This is a genomic window from Christiangramia flava JLT2011 (assembly GCF_001951155.1).
Taxonomy (GTDB): domain Bacteria; phylum Bacteroidota; class Bacteroidia; order Flavobacteriales; family Flavobacteriaceae; genus Christiangramia; species Christiangramia flava.
On record NZ_CP016359.1, the window covers coordinates 469,559 to 488,061 of the forward strand.

12 protein-coding genes are annotated in these 18,503 nt (G+C 32.8%); 9 read left to right on the forward strand and 3 right to left on the reverse strand.

Going from position 1 to position 18,503, the window contains the following annotated elements; translation table 11 throughout:
* Positions 1 to 10 precede the first annotated feature (10 nt).
* Positions 11 to 1,294: a TolB-like translocation protein gene (locus GRFL_RS01720; RefSeq protein ID WP_158091640.1), complete on the forward strand. Its 1,284-nt coding sequence runs from the start codon at positions 11 to 13 to the stop codon at positions 1,292 to 1,294.
* A 240-nt stretch (positions 1,295 to 1,534) separates the two neighbouring features.
* Here GRFL_RS01720 and GRFL_RS01725 read toward each other — a convergent pair whose 3' ends face one another.
* From GRFL_RS01725 to GRFL_RS01735, 3 genes are all read right to left on the reverse strand, one after another.
* Positions 1,535 to 2,053 (reverse strand): hypothetical protein, encoded by a 519-nt coding sequence (locus tag GRFL_RS01725; protein WP_083642916.1) that lies wholly within the window; start codon positions 2,051 to 2,053, stop codon positions 1,535 to 1,537.
* A 13-nt stretch (positions 2,054 to 2,066) separates the two neighbouring features.
* Positions 2,067 to 2,642, reverse strand: coding sequence for a hypothetical protein (locus GRFL_RS01730; RefSeq protein ID WP_083642917.1), 576 nt, complete (start codon positions 2,640 to 2,642; stop codon positions 2,067 to 2,069).
* A gap of 205 nt (positions 2,643 to 2,847) precedes the next feature.
* Positions 2,848 to 3,381, reverse strand: a complete 534-nt coding sequence (locus GRFL_RS01735) for a tyrosine-type recombinase/integrase (RefSeq protein ID WP_083642919.1) — start codon at positions 3,379 to 3,381, stop codon at positions 2,848 to 2,850.
* A 544-nt stretch (positions 3,382 to 3,925) separates the two neighbouring features.
* Between GRFL_RS01735 and GRFL_RS01745 the strand changes: the two genes are divergently transcribed.
* From GRFL_RS01745 to GRFL_RS01780, 8 genes are all read left to right on the forward strand, one after another.
* A complete protein-coding gene (locus GRFL_RS01745; protein ID WP_139839244.1) occupies positions 3,926 to 5,086 on the forward strand; it encodes a hypothetical protein in 1,161 nt (386 codons plus the stop codon).
* 55 nt (positions 5,087 to 5,141) lie between these two features.
* Entirely contained in the window at positions 5,142 to 5,465 is a 324-nt protein-coding gene (locus tag GRFL_RS01750; RefSeq protein ID WP_083642924.1) for a hypothetical protein, read from the forward strand.
* Between the two features lie 572 nt (positions 5,466 to 6,037).
* Positions 6,038 to 6,502, forward strand: coding sequence for a hypothetical protein (locus tag GRFL_RS01755; RefSeq protein ID WP_083642925.1), 465 nt, complete (start codon positions 6,038 to 6,040; stop codon positions 6,500 to 6,502).
* A gap of 225 nt (positions 6,503 to 6,727) precedes the next feature.
* Positions 6,728 to 7,660: a restriction endonuclease gene (locus GRFL_RS01760; protein WP_083642927.1), complete on the forward strand. Its 933-nt coding sequence runs from the start codon at positions 6,728 to 6,730 to the stop codon at positions 7,658 to 7,660.
* Between the two features lie 30 nt (positions 7,661 to 7,690).
* A complete protein-coding gene (locus GRFL_RS01765; protein ID WP_083642928.1) occupies positions 7,691 to 9,364 on the forward strand; it encodes a site-specific DNA-methyltransferase in 1,674 nt (557 codons plus the stop codon).
* Positions 9,365 to 9,366: 2 nt separating this feature from the next.
* Complete coding sequence (locus tag GRFL_RS01770) at positions 9,367 to 12,006, forward strand: DEAD/DEAH box helicase (protein ID WP_083642930.1); 2,640 nt, start codon at positions 9,367 to 9,369, stop codon at positions 12,004 to 12,006.
* Between the two features lie 64 nt (positions 12,007 to 12,070).
* Positions 12,071 to 13,579 (forward strand): hypothetical protein, encoded by a 1,509-nt coding sequence (locus GRFL_RS01775; RefSeq protein WP_083642931.1) that lies wholly within the window; start codon positions 12,071 to 12,073, stop codon positions 13,577 to 13,579.
* 170 nt (positions 13,580 to 13,749) lie between these two features.
* Entirely contained in the window at positions 13,750 to 18,366 is a 4,617-nt protein-coding gene (locus tag GRFL_RS01780; RefSeq protein WP_083642933.1) for a protein NO VEIN domain-containing protein, read from the forward strand.
* The last annotated feature ends 137 nt before the right edge of the window (positions 18,367 to 18,503 follow it).

Below are 18,503 nucleotides of genomic sequence, written 5' to 3' on the forward strand. Positions count from 1 at the left end.
AATGACGATCATGAAAAAATCTTACTACTACTTCCTCATCCTGGGCATTTTTTGGTCTCCGCTTTATGCGCAGGAAAAGAAAATGGAACGCGCTGCGGAAGCCATTGCCAATCATTCCTACGCTGAGGCCAAGGAAATTCTCTGGCCCATGACCAAAAAAGGCAGACAATCTGCTGAATTATACGCGCAACTTGCCGATAGTTATTATGCCATGGGCGAACTTCCCAAAGCCGCCTTCTGGTACCAGAAACAGTTCTTCCAGGAAGATGAGCCGGAAGCTGAAGCGTACTTCAGGTATGCTCATTCCCTGAAATCCATCGGAAACACTACCAAGGCTGATAGCCTGATGAACATTTTCGCCAGAAAGGCCAGAGGCCAGAAAAGAGCGGCCTTGATCGAGTCCCGATTTGCCGGAAAAGCGGCGGAAGGAACCACCTATTATGAAGTTAAAATCATGCCTTTTAATTCGGAAAGATCTGATTATGCCCCGGCTTTTTACCAGGAAAAACTGGTTTTTGCCAGCGCACGCGACACTGGAAATTTCTATAAAAGAATCCATAAATGGGACCACGAGTTTTTTACAGATTTCTATAGCACTGATCCTGAAAGTCATTCCTCGGAACCTGAGAAAATCCCCGAATTGAATAGCAATTTTCATGAATCTACAGCTGTTTTCACCAAGGATGGCAAGACCGTTTATTTCACTCGTAACAATTATGAACGCGGAAGAAAAAGGGATGCAAAAGGCGTAACCCGACTGAAAATTTACCGTGCAGAACTGGATTCACATGGAAAATGGCAGAATATTGAAGCACTTCCCTTCAACAGTTCCAGCTATTCGGTAGCCCATCCCGCGCTGAATGCGGAAGAAGATCAACTCTTTTTTGCTTCTGATATGCCTGGAGGCAAAGGCCAATCTGACCTGTATGTTGTGGCAATCCATCCGGACGGCAGTTTTGGATCGGTAAAAAACCTCGCCCATTTAAATACGGAAGCCCGGGAAACATTCCCATTCATGAGTACCAGCGGGATCCTGTATTTTGCCAGTGATGGATATCCCGGCTACGGAGGGCTGGATATTTTTAAAGCAACACCAGAATTAGAAAGCTCGGTCGAAAACCTTGGAAAACCCGTGAACAGTAAATTTGACGATTTTTCGTTGATCTTAGATCCATCAGGAGAAACTGGTTATTTTGCTTCCAACCGGCCAGGAACCGGCAGTGATGACATTTATTCTTTTAGAAAACTGGAAAAATCTCCAAACTGCGAAAGGCATCAGGACGAGATGGAATAACAACAAGCTGTCAACACACAAAAACAAAAAAGCCTGAAATCGATGATTTCAGGCTTTCATTTTGCGGAGAAAGAGGCTCCGTCACCTTTTTTTGTAACAACAATGTTTATGAGGTTTTCCAATCATACCTCATCAAAGGGTAACTGATAGGGTAACCAAACTTATGTAACTAATAATTTCAAAGTACTTATACAAATATAGCCGAGACTCCCTTAATATTGAAAATAATAATTAAGTTACTCATGAATTATTTTTATTGTCGATATATCGGAAGTCTTTTATTTTTATATCGAGATGAAATATTTGATATAACATATTTTGTAATACGTGAACATAAGCTTTTTGGTAGGTAACTTGTTGTTTTGCTTGAGTAAAGAATGTATACTTATCTTTAATGTTTTCACAATTGGGGCAATAGTCTTTATACACTGTGAAATAACTTTGGCTCCCACTTTTATTTGTCAGTGAGGTGGGAAATTCAATCGTCCAACTTTCTTGGAAGCACTCACCTATTGCTTTTCTTTCTTTCCAATCTTTTCCATTTTGTTTTATTCTTTTATTATTCATTAAAAAAGAAAAAGCTAAAAGCCAATCCGTACTTAGTTCAACTGGCTCTAATTCCTCAATACTAACTTCCTTTTCATCACCAAACCTTTGATAAACCCAAGCGGTTTTATTATAAATGCCAGTTATTTGGCAAAGTCCTAAAGTTGCATCTTTCACAAAGTTTCCTATTCTTAAATCATTTTTAAGAGTCATTTCTTTTTTTTAATTAATTATCGATGTATTGCGGATGTTCAATTCCAATTTCGAATCTAAATATTTGATAAAAAACATTCTGCAGTATGTGAACATTAGGCTGGTGGTAAGTAACTTGTTCTTTAAGTACTTGATGAAATTTATATTTATCATTTATGTGCTCAGTAAAATCTTGGCGGACTAAATCCTGTGAGTACATAAATAAATTATACGTATCTATAATATCTTTTCTATAGGGGAAATAGACTTTCTTTACAAAGAATCTGTCTAAAACCACTTCTTTCTCTTTCTCCAATGGCACACTAAGATTCCAATACTCAGTCAAATATTTATTCGGTTTAGTCAAATCTGATATGCTAATTCCTCTATAACTCACCTTTGAACTATAAAGTGAAAAAGAAAAAGCTAAAAGCCAATTTAAATTTAATTCAATTGGCTTTAATTCCTCTATATTCACTTTCTTATCATTATCGCTCCCTAACATTGGGCCTACCCAAACTATATCATTATGAATACCTCTTACTTTGCAAACTCCTAAGGTTGCCTCTTTCACAAAGTTTCCTATTCTCAAGTCTTTTTTATGAATCATTTTTACTCTTTTATCTTTAGTCGTTTAAAAAGTCCGTTGGAGTTTGTAATATGCTGGTTCTCATTCTAAGCATCTTTGTTTACCTTCGAAGGTATTAAATCTGTATAGAAATAAGATTTTCATACGGGGATACTAAATTCTTAAAAAATCTAAAATAATTTAGGAGAGGCACTGCAACAATTTAATTAAAACACTCCATAACAGATTAAAGATTCATATAAATATTCCGAAGTTCCTGTTGTCTTATACCCAAATATTTTTTCGTCAAGCTCATTGAAGAATGGTTGAACAACTCCATCAGGTACATTAACGCATCTTCACTTCTTCCGTTATTATTGTACACCCTTCTTCCAAAGGTCTTACGGAGGGAATGGCTACTTATATGCTTACCCGAAAAGTACTGCTTAATTAATCTATTTACGTGTTGAGTACTATAGATTGTTCCTTTGCGACTTCTGAAAGCCTTAAAATTGGGATTCTCACCCTTAAAATATTGCAATGCTTGATGGATATTTTCATTAATGGACAAAGTTCTAGTTTTTCCAGTCTTCTTTTCCTTAATATCTATTTCAGAATGCCTTAGCTCGCCAAATGTGAGTTCCAACAAATCTGAAATTCTTAATCCTAAATTCACACCGCATATTATAAGAAGACCGAAAGTAGGATTCTCACCAGACCTTATTAATCTCATACCTTTTCCTTGAGCTTTGTCAAAATCTAAATACGTACTTCCAACCATTTCAGCAGATTTAAATGTTCATTAACATCAAATATAAAGCATTTTTGAACATAAAACAAGAGTTTATTTATAACGGCTCCCGTAAAACCTGCTAATGTTCATTTATAACATAAGTGAACATTATCTATCCAATTTTCAATTGTTTTTCCTTTTCATCGTGAAAGCCTTGAAGGGAATTCTTGGGAATCCTTAGCTCCTCCTTCAGATATATTAAAAATTTGTAGCAGAAAATGAAAAACTACGAATATGAAATGTACTGAAAACACGACACACTTGGAAGTTCTTCTTAAAAGGCTACTGGAGAAACTAGAAGATAACGGGAATTGCGGACGCAAAAAATTTTATCGGAACAAAGACCTGAAAGATTCATTTGGACTCAGCCCTAACACTATTATAAAATACCGAGAGGAAGGAATTCTACCTTTTACAGTTATAGGCGAGATTTACCTCTATCCAGTAATCGAGGTTAATAACATTTTAAAGAAAAATGCCATTTACTAATATGAGACTTAACCTTTTTAATAGTGTAACAGAACCCAAGGTTATGGCAACTGTTTCCCTGAATTCAGTTTTCGATATGATAAAATATGGGAGTGATAAAAAATGTCTCATTGAAGAGGCGCAACGGGCTTTAATTCTGAATTTTGATAAGGATAAATATGACAGTATTAAAGTCACGCTTCCCTGTGTGACTTACTCTTTTCTTTTCAACGGTTATAGAAATAGTAAAAGTATTATTAAACCTACAGGTATCATAGCCATAGATATGGATGGAGATACTAAATGCCCTGATGAAGATATTTTATACGCCTCATATAAAACTTTATCAAATAAGGGAAGACATTGTCTGGTAAAAGTTGAAGGATTAACTCAGAACAATTTTAGGTATAACTATGAATTAATTTCAGAAAAATTAGGTATAAATGCAGATTTGAATGCAGCTAAGGTAACTCAACCTTTTATTATTCCCTTTGACTCTTCTATATACATTAATAATGATTCAGAAATATGGAAAGCTAATGAAATAAAAAAGACCCACATAATTCCCGAAAAAAAAGAAAAAGTAATAGGGAATGGCGTGGGCCAATCAGAAAAAAAACGATTTACAAATCTGAATGACATTATTGCTCATATAGATTTCGATGGAGAGGCCATATATGATAATGGGGAGAAATTTGGTGTGGCATCAATATTTATTCCTAGACATGGTATAAGAGAGGGTTACAGAAACACAATTTTAATTGCAATCGGTTATCAGTTTCGAGCTCTAAATCCAACCAGTTCATATTACGACATTTATAATCTCCTTCAAGATATCAATAAAAAACATTCTAAACCTCCCGTTACAAAAAAGGAATTGAAAAAATTAGTGAATTCTATAATGAAGACTGAGAGCGATGATTTAAAGCTTACTCTGAACGAAAGAAAAAGATTTGTTTTTAATCCAGATTACGATTTGACCCGCAAGGAAAGGCAAAGCTTAGTGATGACTGCTATTAATAAAGATAAAGCACGCAAGTCATTTGAGGAAATAAGAGCTGCTTTAGATGAGTGGGAGTTTCTAAAACACGGAAAAATTACCCAGAAAAAATTAGCAATGGTTGCAGGGAAGAATATTAAAACAATTAAAAAATACTATTCCAAATTTAAGGATAAAATTAAGTCACTAAATAAATCGTATAAAGAGAAAACGAAACCACCTTAATAGTTTACTGCTTGCAAATTATTGCTAAAACAAATTAACTTAAAAAATAAATGTTATGATTACACCAGAAATACTTTCAAGAATTATAAATGAACTAGCTCCTTATATCACACAAATAGCAATTCATTATATGGATAGAGATGGGTGTGTTAAAATTAAGGTGAATAAGGGTTATAATCTCGATACGACCTCCATGCGCTTTGTTCCTGGACCTTTTAACAAAAATGAACATATCTATTTAGGAGACGCTGAATACAATTTTACGGACGGGTTCGAACCCTATGAGGCAATAGCTGTGTATTATTCTATTTTTTGGGAAGATATCAAGGGGTGGATGCATATTAAAGATGTAATTGTCCTAGCTCACAGCAATGAATAAAAATGCAATTTGCCAGACTTATTTCTATTTTACAAACAATCAGGCATTCAGTCATGTGCTGCATTTCCAAGAATAGGAATAGCTTTTATTATTGCAATCCTTCATTTTAAAATTCACTAGAAATTTTATTCTTAATAATTAAGTTGCTATTCTCAAATTACTGGGGTTTACAGGAATAAATTTAGATTTTAATAGTTGGATTAGATAACAATTTTATTGTAATTGTACAGAGCCGTTAATAAATGGAGAATAATTTCATTTAAAATTAGCAATCTCTTTGGAGCACCAACCAGCTTATATTTTCTTTTTAATCCCAACTCAATTGCTAACTCTTTAGACAGCAATCGCTTAGGACAAAGGGTGGAATATATACAGTTTATAACCTTCCCAGCGTTAACCTGTCACTGTTATTATTTAAAATGATAGATAAGAACGTTAAAATCTTTCCCTGACCATTTTTCTAACCGAAAAAGAACAGTAATAAGTGAATTTCTTAGCTGAAGAGAATTTGGCAATAGTTTATCTGAAACTTCTGGCAAATAATAGGTTTTTAATGTTACTTGTAGCAAGTAATGCAGTATATAATGCCAATGCCTAACAACAATTACAACTGGCGACCCAATGACAACGGGGCGATAACAAATCTCAGATACGACTTAGAGGCAGAGAAATGGGTACTAGCCTTAAGGAAAGCAAAGACCAAACATAGATTTAAGGATATTAGCGTTTTCGATGCAAACTTAAAAGCGGTAAAACTATTTCTTTCAATACCACTTCTTTTCATTTTTTTACTTTTCCTAATTCCTGTTACAGTTATTAAATTAATGTTTAATTATAATATCAAACTATTCCCAGGAGACCCACCAACGGGAAAAATATTAAGTGATAAAGAAAAGTTTTATTTGAGACTAAATGAAATTAAAAAAAAGCACTCAAATCATAATAGAACTTTGCCGTCAGACATGAGTGAGCAAGAATTAAGAGATTTGGTTGATTATGTTAGAGCTGAGACGGCAAGGGCAAAAATTAATAAGTAATTACCAGCCAAAAATTAAAAATTTTCAAAAAATTTTTTTTGACTCACCTGCATGGGAAATGAAGTATCCCCAGGGAGGGGTATTTTCGAAGACAGGACACCCCTGACGTATAGCCAGGGAGGGGGGAATATTTTCAAAATCGATTGGTACTTGTTAAGATTATCCAAAAACACTACTTTTAATCCCAGACTCTTACCCTACACCAACTAAAACCATGAATTATCAATGGCTATACCTAAGCATGATGAAATAAGATTGCGTGCGCTTGATTTACTTACAAAGCATCCAATCCTTAAACTAAAAGATTTCATTGAACCTTTAGCAGAAGATTTTAATCTTTCAGAAGAAGAGGTAACTAGAATGTATCCTTCTGGAAATGGGCATATTTTCTATGACCGTGTGTCTTGGGCATTGAGTTACCTCAACATGGCAGGATTGGTTGATAAACCAAAACGAGGACAATATCAAATAAATCCTCAGGGGAGACAAATGCTTAATTCTCCTGAAAAACTGGAAAAATATATTCAAAAAAAGCTAGAGAAAAGAGAACCAACAAGGAAGAAAAAAGAAGCTACTACCACAGACAAACTTAGTATTGAAAAAGAAGATGAGGATTCAACTCCCCAGGAAAAACTCTATAATTCTTTTGAGAACATCAGGAAATCAATATATGCTGAAATCTTAGATACTATTCTTAGTAAAACACCTATTGAATTCGAAAGGTTAGTTGTACAACTGCTTCAAAAAATGGGATATGGAGGTGAAATAAAAGATAGTGGTATGGTTACCAAAGCTTCTAATGATGGCGGTATAGATGGTGTTATAAAAGAGGATATTTTAGGACTGGGAAGAATTTATCTTCAAGCAAAAAGATATAAGTTAGACAGTGGTATCCAACGTGATGAAGTTCAAAAATTTGTTGGAGCACTACAAACAGCTCAATCTAATAAGGGTGTCTTTATAACCACATCTTATTTCTCATCTGGTGCGATTGGATATGTTGAAAGCCTTCACGGTTCGAATAACATTGTTTTGGTAGATGGAAAGAAGCTTGCAGAATTCATCTATGATTTCGGTTTAGGAATGCAAGTAGAACAAACTATTGAAATCAAAAAACTGGATGCCGATTACTGGGATTCAATGAAAGACCAGGATTAAAAAAATAATAACTGATTTACTTAAAAATAGATGCCAACACTCAATTGGATAGGAAAAGATAAAATTGTCAATCATCACCAGGAAGTTCCCTTTAAAATCCTGGAACATAAATATGGTTTTACAGCCGAAGGTGGCCAAATACAAGCTGAAACTGACAGTGGCAACAAAATTATCCATGGAGATAATTTAGAAGCATTAAAAAGCCTCTTACCGCAATATGAAGGTAAAATAAAATGTATTTATATCGACCCTCCTTATAATACAGGCGAAGAAAAATGGGCATATAATGATAATGTCAATAATTCTAAAATAAGAAAATGGTTAGGCGAAGTTGTAGGTAAAGCTGGGGAGGACTTAAGTAGGCATGATAAATGGCTCTGTATGATATATCCACGGTTAAAACTTCTACATAAACTATTAGCAGATGATGGAGCGATTTTCATCTCATTAGATGAAAACGAAATAACTAATGCTCGGATGGTTTGCTACGAAATATTTGGTGAAAAGAATTTTATTGCACAATTAGTTTTATTATGCAATCCGAAAGGAAGAAGTCAAGATAAATACTTTGCGACAAACCACGAATATTGTTTAGTCTTCAGCAAAACGAATTTGGACCGAGGTGCGTTTAATGTAAAAAAGAGTCCTGAAGAAATCTCTAAGAACTATAAGCATAAGGATGAGTTTGGGGTATATAGATTGATGGAATTAAGAAATACCCATAGAGAATTTAATAGAGAAACTCGACCTAATCTCTTCTACCCAATTTATATTAATCCAAAAACTAAAGAAACCTCTTTAGAGAAAAATGATGGCTTCGAGGTAGAATGCTATCCATTGTGGAATGATGGATTTGAAGGTTGTTGGACCTGGGGTAAAGATTTAGCCGAAAAAGATAATAATTTGTTAGTGGGGAAAAAACAAAAATCGGGATGGAAAGTTTACAGAAAATCATATGCCCAACTAAAAGGTGGACCAAAGGCAGAGAAGAAGCTTTTTACAATATTAAATGACTCTTCGTTTTATACAGAAAAAGGGCAAAGCAGCTTTGGGAACATTTTTCCTGGTCTCAATAAAAATGATTTTCCACAACCAAAATCTGTTGATTATGTAAAGGAGCTTATAAATACAATAACGACAAAAGATTCAATCGTTCTTGATTCATTTGCAGGTTCTGGAACCACAGCCCAAGCAGTATTAAACCTGAATTACGAAGATGGTGGAAATCGAAAATTTATTTTAATCGAAATGGAAGATTATGCTAATGACATAACCTCTGAAAGGATTAAAAGAGTTTCAAAAGGATATGGTGAGGAAAAAAATGCTGCTCCAGGTACAGGCGGTGAGTTTGATTTTTATGAACTGGGAATGACTCTTTTTGATGAAAATCAAAATCTAAATGAAGAGGTGGATATTAAAAAAATTCGTGAATTCATTTGGTATAGTGAAACCCGAACTGCATTTCCAGTTTCGAGAGATAATTCTGAATCTAATTTTCTTTTAGGCGAAAAGGATGGTACAAGTTATTATTTCATATACAAACCTAATGAACTAACAACTTTGGACTATGACGCCTTAAATGTTATTGAAAAGAAATCCGAACAATATATTGTTTATGCTGATAATTGCCTGTTACCTAAAGAATTCATGGTGAAGCACAACATAATTTTTAAAAAAATACCTAGAGACATCACAAGATTTTAAGCATGGAATTAAAAAGCTACCAGCAAAACGTAATCGACAGCCTTGAAGACTATTTAGACTACGTTCAAAAATATAATGACCTGGGTAAAGCCTTCAATCAATATTGGGAGGATAAAATTGGTCCATATAATCCTATTGACGGTTCAGGCATGGAGCCCTACAAGAATAATATCCCTAAAGCGGCCCATGTATGTGTAAAAGTTCCTACTGCGGGAGGAAAGACCTTTATAGCCATCAACGCATTACACTCTATTTTCTCTGCTTACGATAGTTCAAAACCACGTATGGTAATTTGGTTGGTTCCTTGGAGCAATTTGTTACAACAAACTGTAAATAATCTTAAAGACCCTGAGCACCCTTACCGTCAGAAACTTAATGCACTTTTTAATAATAGAGTGGAGATTTATCAAAAGGAAGACTTACTCCAGGCTTCTAATTTCAATCCAACAGTTATTCAGGAGCAGATAAGTGTGGTAGTTATGAGTTTCGCCAGTCTTAGGGCTAAAAATAAGGAAGATAGAAAAGTGTTTGAAGAAAATGGTTATCTCGAAGCATTTGAATCTTTCTATAAAAATCAGAAGCATTTACTTGATGAAGTTTCTCCAACAGCATTAATTAATGTTTTGAGATACTTGAATCCTGTTCTGATTGTCGATGAAAGCCATAATGCTGAAAGTACTCTGAGTGTAGAAATGTTACGAAATCTAAACCCATCCTTTATTTTAGACTTAACCGCTACACCGAAGCAAAATAGTAATATAATTAGCCTTGTACCTGCAATTGAGTTGAAAAAGGAAAACATGGTGAAGCTTCCCGTTATTGTCTATAATAATCACGATAAATCGGAAGTAATTAATAACGCTCTACATCTTCAGAGAAAGCTTGAAATACTAGCTGAGAAAGAAGAGAAAGAAGGAGGGAAATATATCAGGCCAATTGTACTTTTCCAGGCTCAACCTAAAATTAATGATGACAACACAACTTTCGAAAAACTTAAACAACATCTTTTAGAGGTTGGAATTCCAGAGAATCAAATAAAGATTAAAACTGCAAATATTGATGAGCTAAAGGATGTCGACCTTATGAGTAAGGAATGTGAGGTGCGATATATTATCACAATCAACGCTCTTAAAGAGGGATGGGATTGCCCATTTGCATATATTCTGGCTTCACTTGCTGATAAATCTAGTGCCGTAGACGTTGAACAAATTTTAGGGAGAGTATTACGTCAACCATATGTGAGAAAGCATAAGGCTTATCAGTTAAATTTAAGCTACGTGCTGACAGCTTCTGCTAAATTTAATGAAACCCTTCAAAATATTGTGAAAGGTCTTCAAACCGCAGGATTTAGTGAGAGAGACTACCGTAAGGTAGACAAGATGACCGAAGAGGACAAAACAGAAGTAAAAAATAAGCCTGTAGAGTCATTTTTGTTTCCAGAACAGGATGAATCTAAAGAAAATGAAGTTGATTTTGATAAAAGCAAAATTCAATATAAGCCTATTGCTGGCGAAGAAGAGTTAGATTCAAATCCTGCATTATCTGAAATAGACAAAATGGCCTTTGAGCAGAACCAAATCACCGAACGTCAAATTGAAGAGCAAGAAAAGGAACCAGTAGACGAAAAAATCTTTATTGAAATGGGAGACAAGGTAAAAAGATATAAAGTAAAAGAATCTTATATCCCAGTTGTTGAAGACATTGTATTTCCTCAATTCTTTTTGAGGGTAACTCCAAGCGACATTTTTGGAACTGAAGAAGTTCGGTTAAACCCAGAAGCATTACTTGAAGGTTTCAAACTTTCCCAAGAAGATTCGAATATTGATTTTGATAAGATATCCTCAGACCTCTACAAGGTTGACCTGGAGAAATCAGCAAAGGATGATTACAGACCATCTTTTACAAGAATAGAAGACAACTTAGTAAAAGACCCTATTGCTGAATATATCTTGGCAAAACCAAGGGAAAAACAGGTCGCAGACATTGCTAATGAACTAACTAGTTTGATGGGAAATATGTATCCTATCATGGACCCTGAAATAAAAGTTTATATATCAAGAATTATTGAAAACTTGAGCCAGGAACAACTTAGAGATATACTTGTTAGAAAGTGGAGTTATAGCGATAAAATTAAGGCTAAAATAAGACAACTGTCGGATGCATATGCTGAAAGACAATTTATGGACCTCATAAAATCTAAAAGAATTTTGACTAAACCAACCTGGAAGCTTCCAAAGGAAATTGTTCCTGGTAATCTTGGCTCCTCTATTGGAAACTCACTTTACGAACGTGAAGGTTCAATGAATGGTTTTGAAGAAGAAGCAATTATGCAGATAGGTACTTCTTCTAATATTCTATTCTGGCATAGAAATTTGGAGCGTGGAAAAGGATATTTCATAAACGGCTTTAAAGCAAAGCATTATCCCGACTTCATTTTACAAACTAAGTCAGGAAAGACAATTTTATTGGAAACCAAAGGTGGGCATCTTGATAATACCGACAGTGCTGCAAAATGCCGTTTAGGTAACGAATGGGAACGACTGGCAGGAGATAATTTTGCTTATTTCATGGTATTTGAAAAAAATGAAATCGAAGGAGCTTATAGTTTAGATAGAGCGAAGGAATTAATTGGGAAGATGTAAATGAATAAATGCATTTAATAATACTTAATTTTCTATTTCATAGGATGGTAATTAAATCCAAGGGATGAAAAAAACGCCAAAATCTTTTAGGGAAATACTCTGGGAACAGGAAGAAGAGGATGCAAAAGCTGAATACAATAAGATTATTAATCAAGAATCCTTAAACCCAAGCCAATTATGGGAAATAACGGATGAGAATTTTTATGAATGGATTAATAAACACTATTACCCCAAGTTACTAGATAAGTTTAGAAATTCTCTCGATAGATTTGATGTTTGGCAAAGAATCTGGAACCTCGATGATGACCAAATTCTGAAATTTGGAATCACATCCTGTATAGAATCAACTAGAGATAGTAAAAATATATACAAATATATAATTGAGAGTGAGAGTCATCAAGGTATTAATCAATTCGTATCGAGCATTAATCTTGATGGCAAAATCAAACCAGGGGGGCCTTATTTTACCTACAAGTATAAAAAAACAGACAGTTTTGTTCCTTATTTTGACTGGATAAGATTCCAGACTAACGTTTCTGACGATACACTTAAAAATGAAAACTTATTAAAATCTACTGGAGGGTCTAAGATAAATACCGATTTAATAGACCATACAATACTTGGTGGGTTTAAATTACTCAAGATGGGTGGCTTAGAACCTCCCCTAAATAATTTCGGTATTCTTAATACGAAGCATATTGAATTTGGAAATTTTGCAAGACTTAGATTTTCAGGAAAAATAGCTACTCAAAATAAAGTGCTCCATATTTCAAATTCTATTGTCAACGATTTGTTACTGGTGGAATGTGAATTATTTCAAGTAACATTTTACAAGTGTAGATTGAGAGACCTTTATTTTGAAAGGGCAAAAATTAACTCTTGGAAGTTTATAGATTGTGATGTTCAGGGGGAAATTATAAATTCAGAATTATCTCATGTTGATATTATAGGTGGTTCATTTGATGTGATTTTTCGGGACTCAAAGCTTTTTGATGTGCAGGGTCATCATCATAAAACAAAAATAGGTTTTGAAAGTGCATATCTAGCTCTCAAACAAGCATATAAAAACCAAGGGGAAGATGCACAAGAACAGATATACTATTTAAAGGAAAAGGAATATAAGCGTCAATCTATCCTCGTAAAATTCAGAATAAATTTTAAAAGCCTAAATACTGAATTTAAGAGACACAGATTTTCTCACAAATTATTATTTAGATATATAAATTATCATTTTAAAAATTTAAGATTGATTGGGTCATACTTCTTGAAAATGATAAATTACCACTACTGGGGATATGGACTGAAACCAATTAAAGTGATTACAAGTTCAATTTTAATAATGGTTTTATTTGGTCTAATATACTTTTTGCAATTGACAGACTTTTCGTTTAAAGCAATGAATTTTTTAGATGCCTTTGAATCAATTAAAATATCTATTTCATCATTTTCTACACTTGGCTTATTCTCGGATAAGGTTAAAGACGTTTCCGACTCACTTGTAATCTTTGAATCTATTATTGGGGGCTTGAGTATAGGTGCTTTTATAGCAAGTGCCTCTAATATGAAATTTTGAAAAGCAAGAATGGTGGAAACAATATAATTCCGAAAATTCTTTAAGGATACAAATTCAATTATGCATTTAAAGACAAATTTTTTTCGATGTTTAACCAATTTTTAGTGAATTGATTCAACCATTAGCTCTGACTAACCTTAATTAATGAACCACCTACAAGTTTTGAAATAATGGACTTAGAAAAAATAACTAATTCTCTTTATAGCGATTCTAAGGATACTCCAATAAGAGGCCTCTCGGCTATTGCAGAAGCTGAGAACTATTTATTACAGGCATATGAAGGACGGTACTTCTTCGAGCTAATCCAGAATGTTAGAGATGCAAATAAAGAAATCAACCAAAAAGGTATAGTATCAATTGAACTAAAGGAAAAGATTCTAACAATTTCAAATTCTGGAGCTGAATTTAATGAAAAAGGAATTGAAAGCATTACAACTATTGGCCGTAGTACAAAGAATAGTCAAGAATTTATTGGCTTTAAAGGCATAGGTTTCAAATCAATTCAGGAAATAAGTTCAGAACCTAGTATTGTTACACGTTACGGAACGGTTAAATTTAATCGCCAACTTACTCTCAAAGATTATAGTCAAGAAAATTTAAGACTCGAAGAAATTCCCTTGTTTTATTTCCCACATTTCTTTCCGACCAAACTAAATGGAGAAGGCAAAATCGTAACTAGAATAGCCCTACCTCTTAAAAAGAATATTGCAGAAGAACACCTATTTCAAAGTTTTAAATCTATTCAACCAAAACAGATAGTTCTTTTAGGTAATCTTGAAAAAATCACTTTTGAATCGAAAAATCATTTTCTTGAATATAGAATATCTGAATTTAAGAACCGAAATAGGTTGGAGATAAAAACCAACAGTGAAGAACTCTATCAATTTAAAAAATTCGAACCTGCAACTAGAGTCTTTTTACCATCGAAGCTAATTTCGAACCTTGAAGGAAAGGAAAAGGAATTATACTCAAAATCATCTGCAATCGACATTTCGATTGTTTTTCAGCTAAACAAGAAATCTCAAATTACGCCTATAGAAGATGCAAAATTGTATCTTTTTTATCCATTACAAATTGCATCAGGATTTCAATTTATCATTCACAGTTATTTTATAGTTAATCCAGAACGTACTGCCTTAAGGAATTCACCACTAAATGATTATTTGCTAAAAATAATTGGAGAATATATAGCTAGTGACCTTCTAAAATCATTAAAAAGGTATAATCATAATACAACAAAATTATTAGCATTTGAACGAAATCCAGATGCCAAGCTTGAAGTTTTATATAATAGTGTTGTAAATAACCTCATAAACGAAAAATTTATTTATGATACTAATACCAGAAAATACTTTCATAAGGACGAAGTAATAATCGCAAATGGCTTCGATAAAGGTTTATTTCCTAACAATCGCATAGCTAACAAATATTTAATTTATTTAGAAGATGGGGTGGTAGATTGGTTAAGGGAAGAATTTGATGTTTGCTATTTGAGTTACGAAAAAATCTCGGAGGAAATTGCAAAAGAGTGTAAAGTCCAATTAAAGCATAAAAACCTTAATTTTTTTCAAAATCTATATAATTATATTTCTCACCATGAGGACTTGAACCTAAAAAGTAAAAAGGTTTATATCACTACAGCATGGAAATTAGTCTCAACCGAATCCGATATCTTCTATGGAGGAAGCAATATTAATGTTACGGAATTACCTAAAGCGATAAATAATCACATTCATTTTCTACATAAGGAAATAGAAATAGCTGATTTTCGAGAAAATAAAATTAGAACAGGAATCTCTGAATTTAATACGTTTGAATTAGTACGCAGGATACTTAAACTATATGATAATGATTCTGTTGATAAAGTTGATATTCTCATTGCTTTATTTCAAATACAATTAACTGAAAAAGCGATATTAGAAGTTCGTGAAAAGGTTCAGTTACCTGTTATAGGCAAAAATGAATGGCTTTCACCAATTTACAATTCAATTTATTTGGATGTTGTTGAATTGCGACAACTATATCCAGGTGGAATGTTCGTTGACTATTCTTCCTTTTCAAAACATAAAATAGCCGATTTGGAAATGATTAATGAATTTCTGGTTAATGTGTGCGGAGTATGGCGTATTCCAGGGGTTTATGTGTCAAAGGAAGCTCAATTAGTTCCTTCAAAAAGTAATCGGTCGGAAGCCCTAAAGAGATTTTCTAATTTAACTTCTAGCCCTTTTTATATTGAAAATGATAGAATATTGGACGAACCTGCTGAGTTCAATCAATGGTTTACATCTACGATTCAAAAAAATTGGACAAAGTACATTGAATATATTACCTCTGATATCCTACCTAAAATCAGATATTCTACATCACAAAGTAGTTATCGCTATATTTCCGATAAACAAAATTGTCTAGAAGTTAGCCACTTTTTTAAAACTTTAAACGAAGAGAATTGGATACAAATTGAAGGAGATAGTTCAAACTATAATTTACAAAATATAATAGGAATTAACCCATTAGATTTTTTACAACCTTTCAATAAATCTTTGAGAACATATCTCAAGCTCTGGCCAATAGAATACAGTGAAAATCGTCATCTTATAAATACTTTAAATCTACTTCATTTAGATAATCCTTCAATAGATAACTATACAAATCTTCTATACAAAATTAGCTCTGAATACATGGATGTTAAAATCCAAAAAAAAGATTTCCTGAATTTTTACAATAAAATTCTAAGAAAGGTTTTTAATTTCTATCAATTCGTCTGCCAAGGCAAAGAATTAATGATTCAAAGCTTTAAATCCTTAACATTTTGCGGAGTTAATGAAATTGAAGATTCAATCGTATGGATACCAGCAAATGAAATATATTATATAGATGATAAATTAAGCTATAATTTATTACCTAATAACATTAAAGCTCATTTACAACCTCAATTTACAAATCGAGATAAAAATACGTTCGGAAGGTTAGCTTCAAAAATTGGTATTAGACAAACCGACATTCTGGAAAAGAATTTAGTTTCTGTTCATGAGGATAAACCAGAAAACCTTATAAAACACTATCCTGACCTATCGTCCTACATCACTATTTTAGAATCTGTTTATGAGATTGTCCTGGATGAAGAACTTGATAGTATAAAAAATTCTAAAGTAGTTATTACGGAATCTATTCGGTCTTCTATACAAATTAAGGATTCCCAACCAGTAATCATTAACGAAAATTATTTCATTGATTCGAATAGCTCTAGTTTTATTATTTATATAGATAAATCGCACCAAACTACTAGAATACAAGCTGATATATTAACAGAGCTCTTTATATCTGTTATTAGGAGAGATTTATCAAATTACAGACCAGCATTATTAACTTATTTGAAATCGAAAGAAAAAGATGAATATCTAAGAAGTTACAACATAGAACATTCTAGAATTACTGAAATTGATGAACTTTTACGTTCAACTCAATATACACCGTTTCAGACATTCTGGTTTGCTATTTTAAAAGCAAAAAAAATAACAGTATCAGAAGAGCTCTTGGTTGAAGATGGACTGAATTTGGAGAATCTAACAAAATATATCGACCTAGATTTACATGAAATTAAAAATTTTAACTCAGAATTCAACTTCGAAAATTTTGGTGATTTATCAAACATAGACCTATTGAATGACCTTTTGCTAAGGTTGGATTTAAGCTTAGGTAAACTGAATGAATCGACCGTATTCAAAATAAGTTTTAATTGGTACTATAATTCGAAATTAATTAGACTGAAGAATCAATTTGAAAAAAAGTTTGAGGTACTTCTATATAATTTCCTTTCGAAAAAATCTAAAAATCAACAAGAAAGGTATCAGAATTTAATTGATACGTATAGAAATTCTTTTATTCCAGTTATTGAAAAAGAAACCATTAAAATTGATGTAGAGAATTCCTTTATTAATTCATTTAACTCAAAATTTCAATTTCCAACAATCTCTACTAAAGAACTTGATATAACTCCAAATACTAAAGAGATAAAAAGGAATTACATCGATAATTACAATCACTTGAAAAATAAAATTAAAGAAAAAAAGTGGGAAGACGAATACCTAGATAAATTTCTTGAAAATAATTCACGAAGAAGCTTATTATATTTTGGAAATATTAGTCATTTACTTTCAAAGTTTAAGAGTTGGATTGATAAACAAGATGACAATAAAAAGGAAGTAACTATAGAAGGTAGAACTAATATTGACAGTTACGATTCTACAACCAATCACATTGTAAAGAAATCAATTTCGAAAGTAGATAAAAATGCATCGTCCAGCAGTTCAAAAAATGCGAGTAATGGAAGAAGGATTGATGGTGGTTACTCTAATAAAAAGAAGGAAATAATCGGAATAGTAGCCGAAAAAATTGTTTTTGAACTTCTCTATGAAAAATACGACCAGGTATTATGGGTTTCCAAAAATGCAACGAAATTAAAAAAGCATTTTGGTTATAATCCAGAAGGGGATGACAGCCACGGTTATGATATTGAATACCTTGATGAACAAGGAAATAAATTTTATGTTGAAGTGAAGGGCCGAGTAGACAAGACAAATTCTTTTGAAATTTCTAAGAACGAATTCGCAGTAGCAAATTTAAATAAGGAACACTATAAACTTTTTCTAGTAAAAAACACTCTTAGTAATACTAAACGAACTATAGAGGATTTAGGTCTTATTTTCAACTTTAATCAGGGTGAAGATTTTTTCTCTAATAGGAATTTCTCAGTAGGTTTTAATACTTTCGAAATTCATTTCAAATAAAAATAAATTATTTTAGAATCCTTTTTGGGTCTTCGAACTAGACCAGAGTTAGAGATAATTTTTTGGTTTTAAATAAGTAATCAGAATTAGTTGTGAGAAAGGAAATGTGAGATTATACAAATATTGGAAAAAAGATT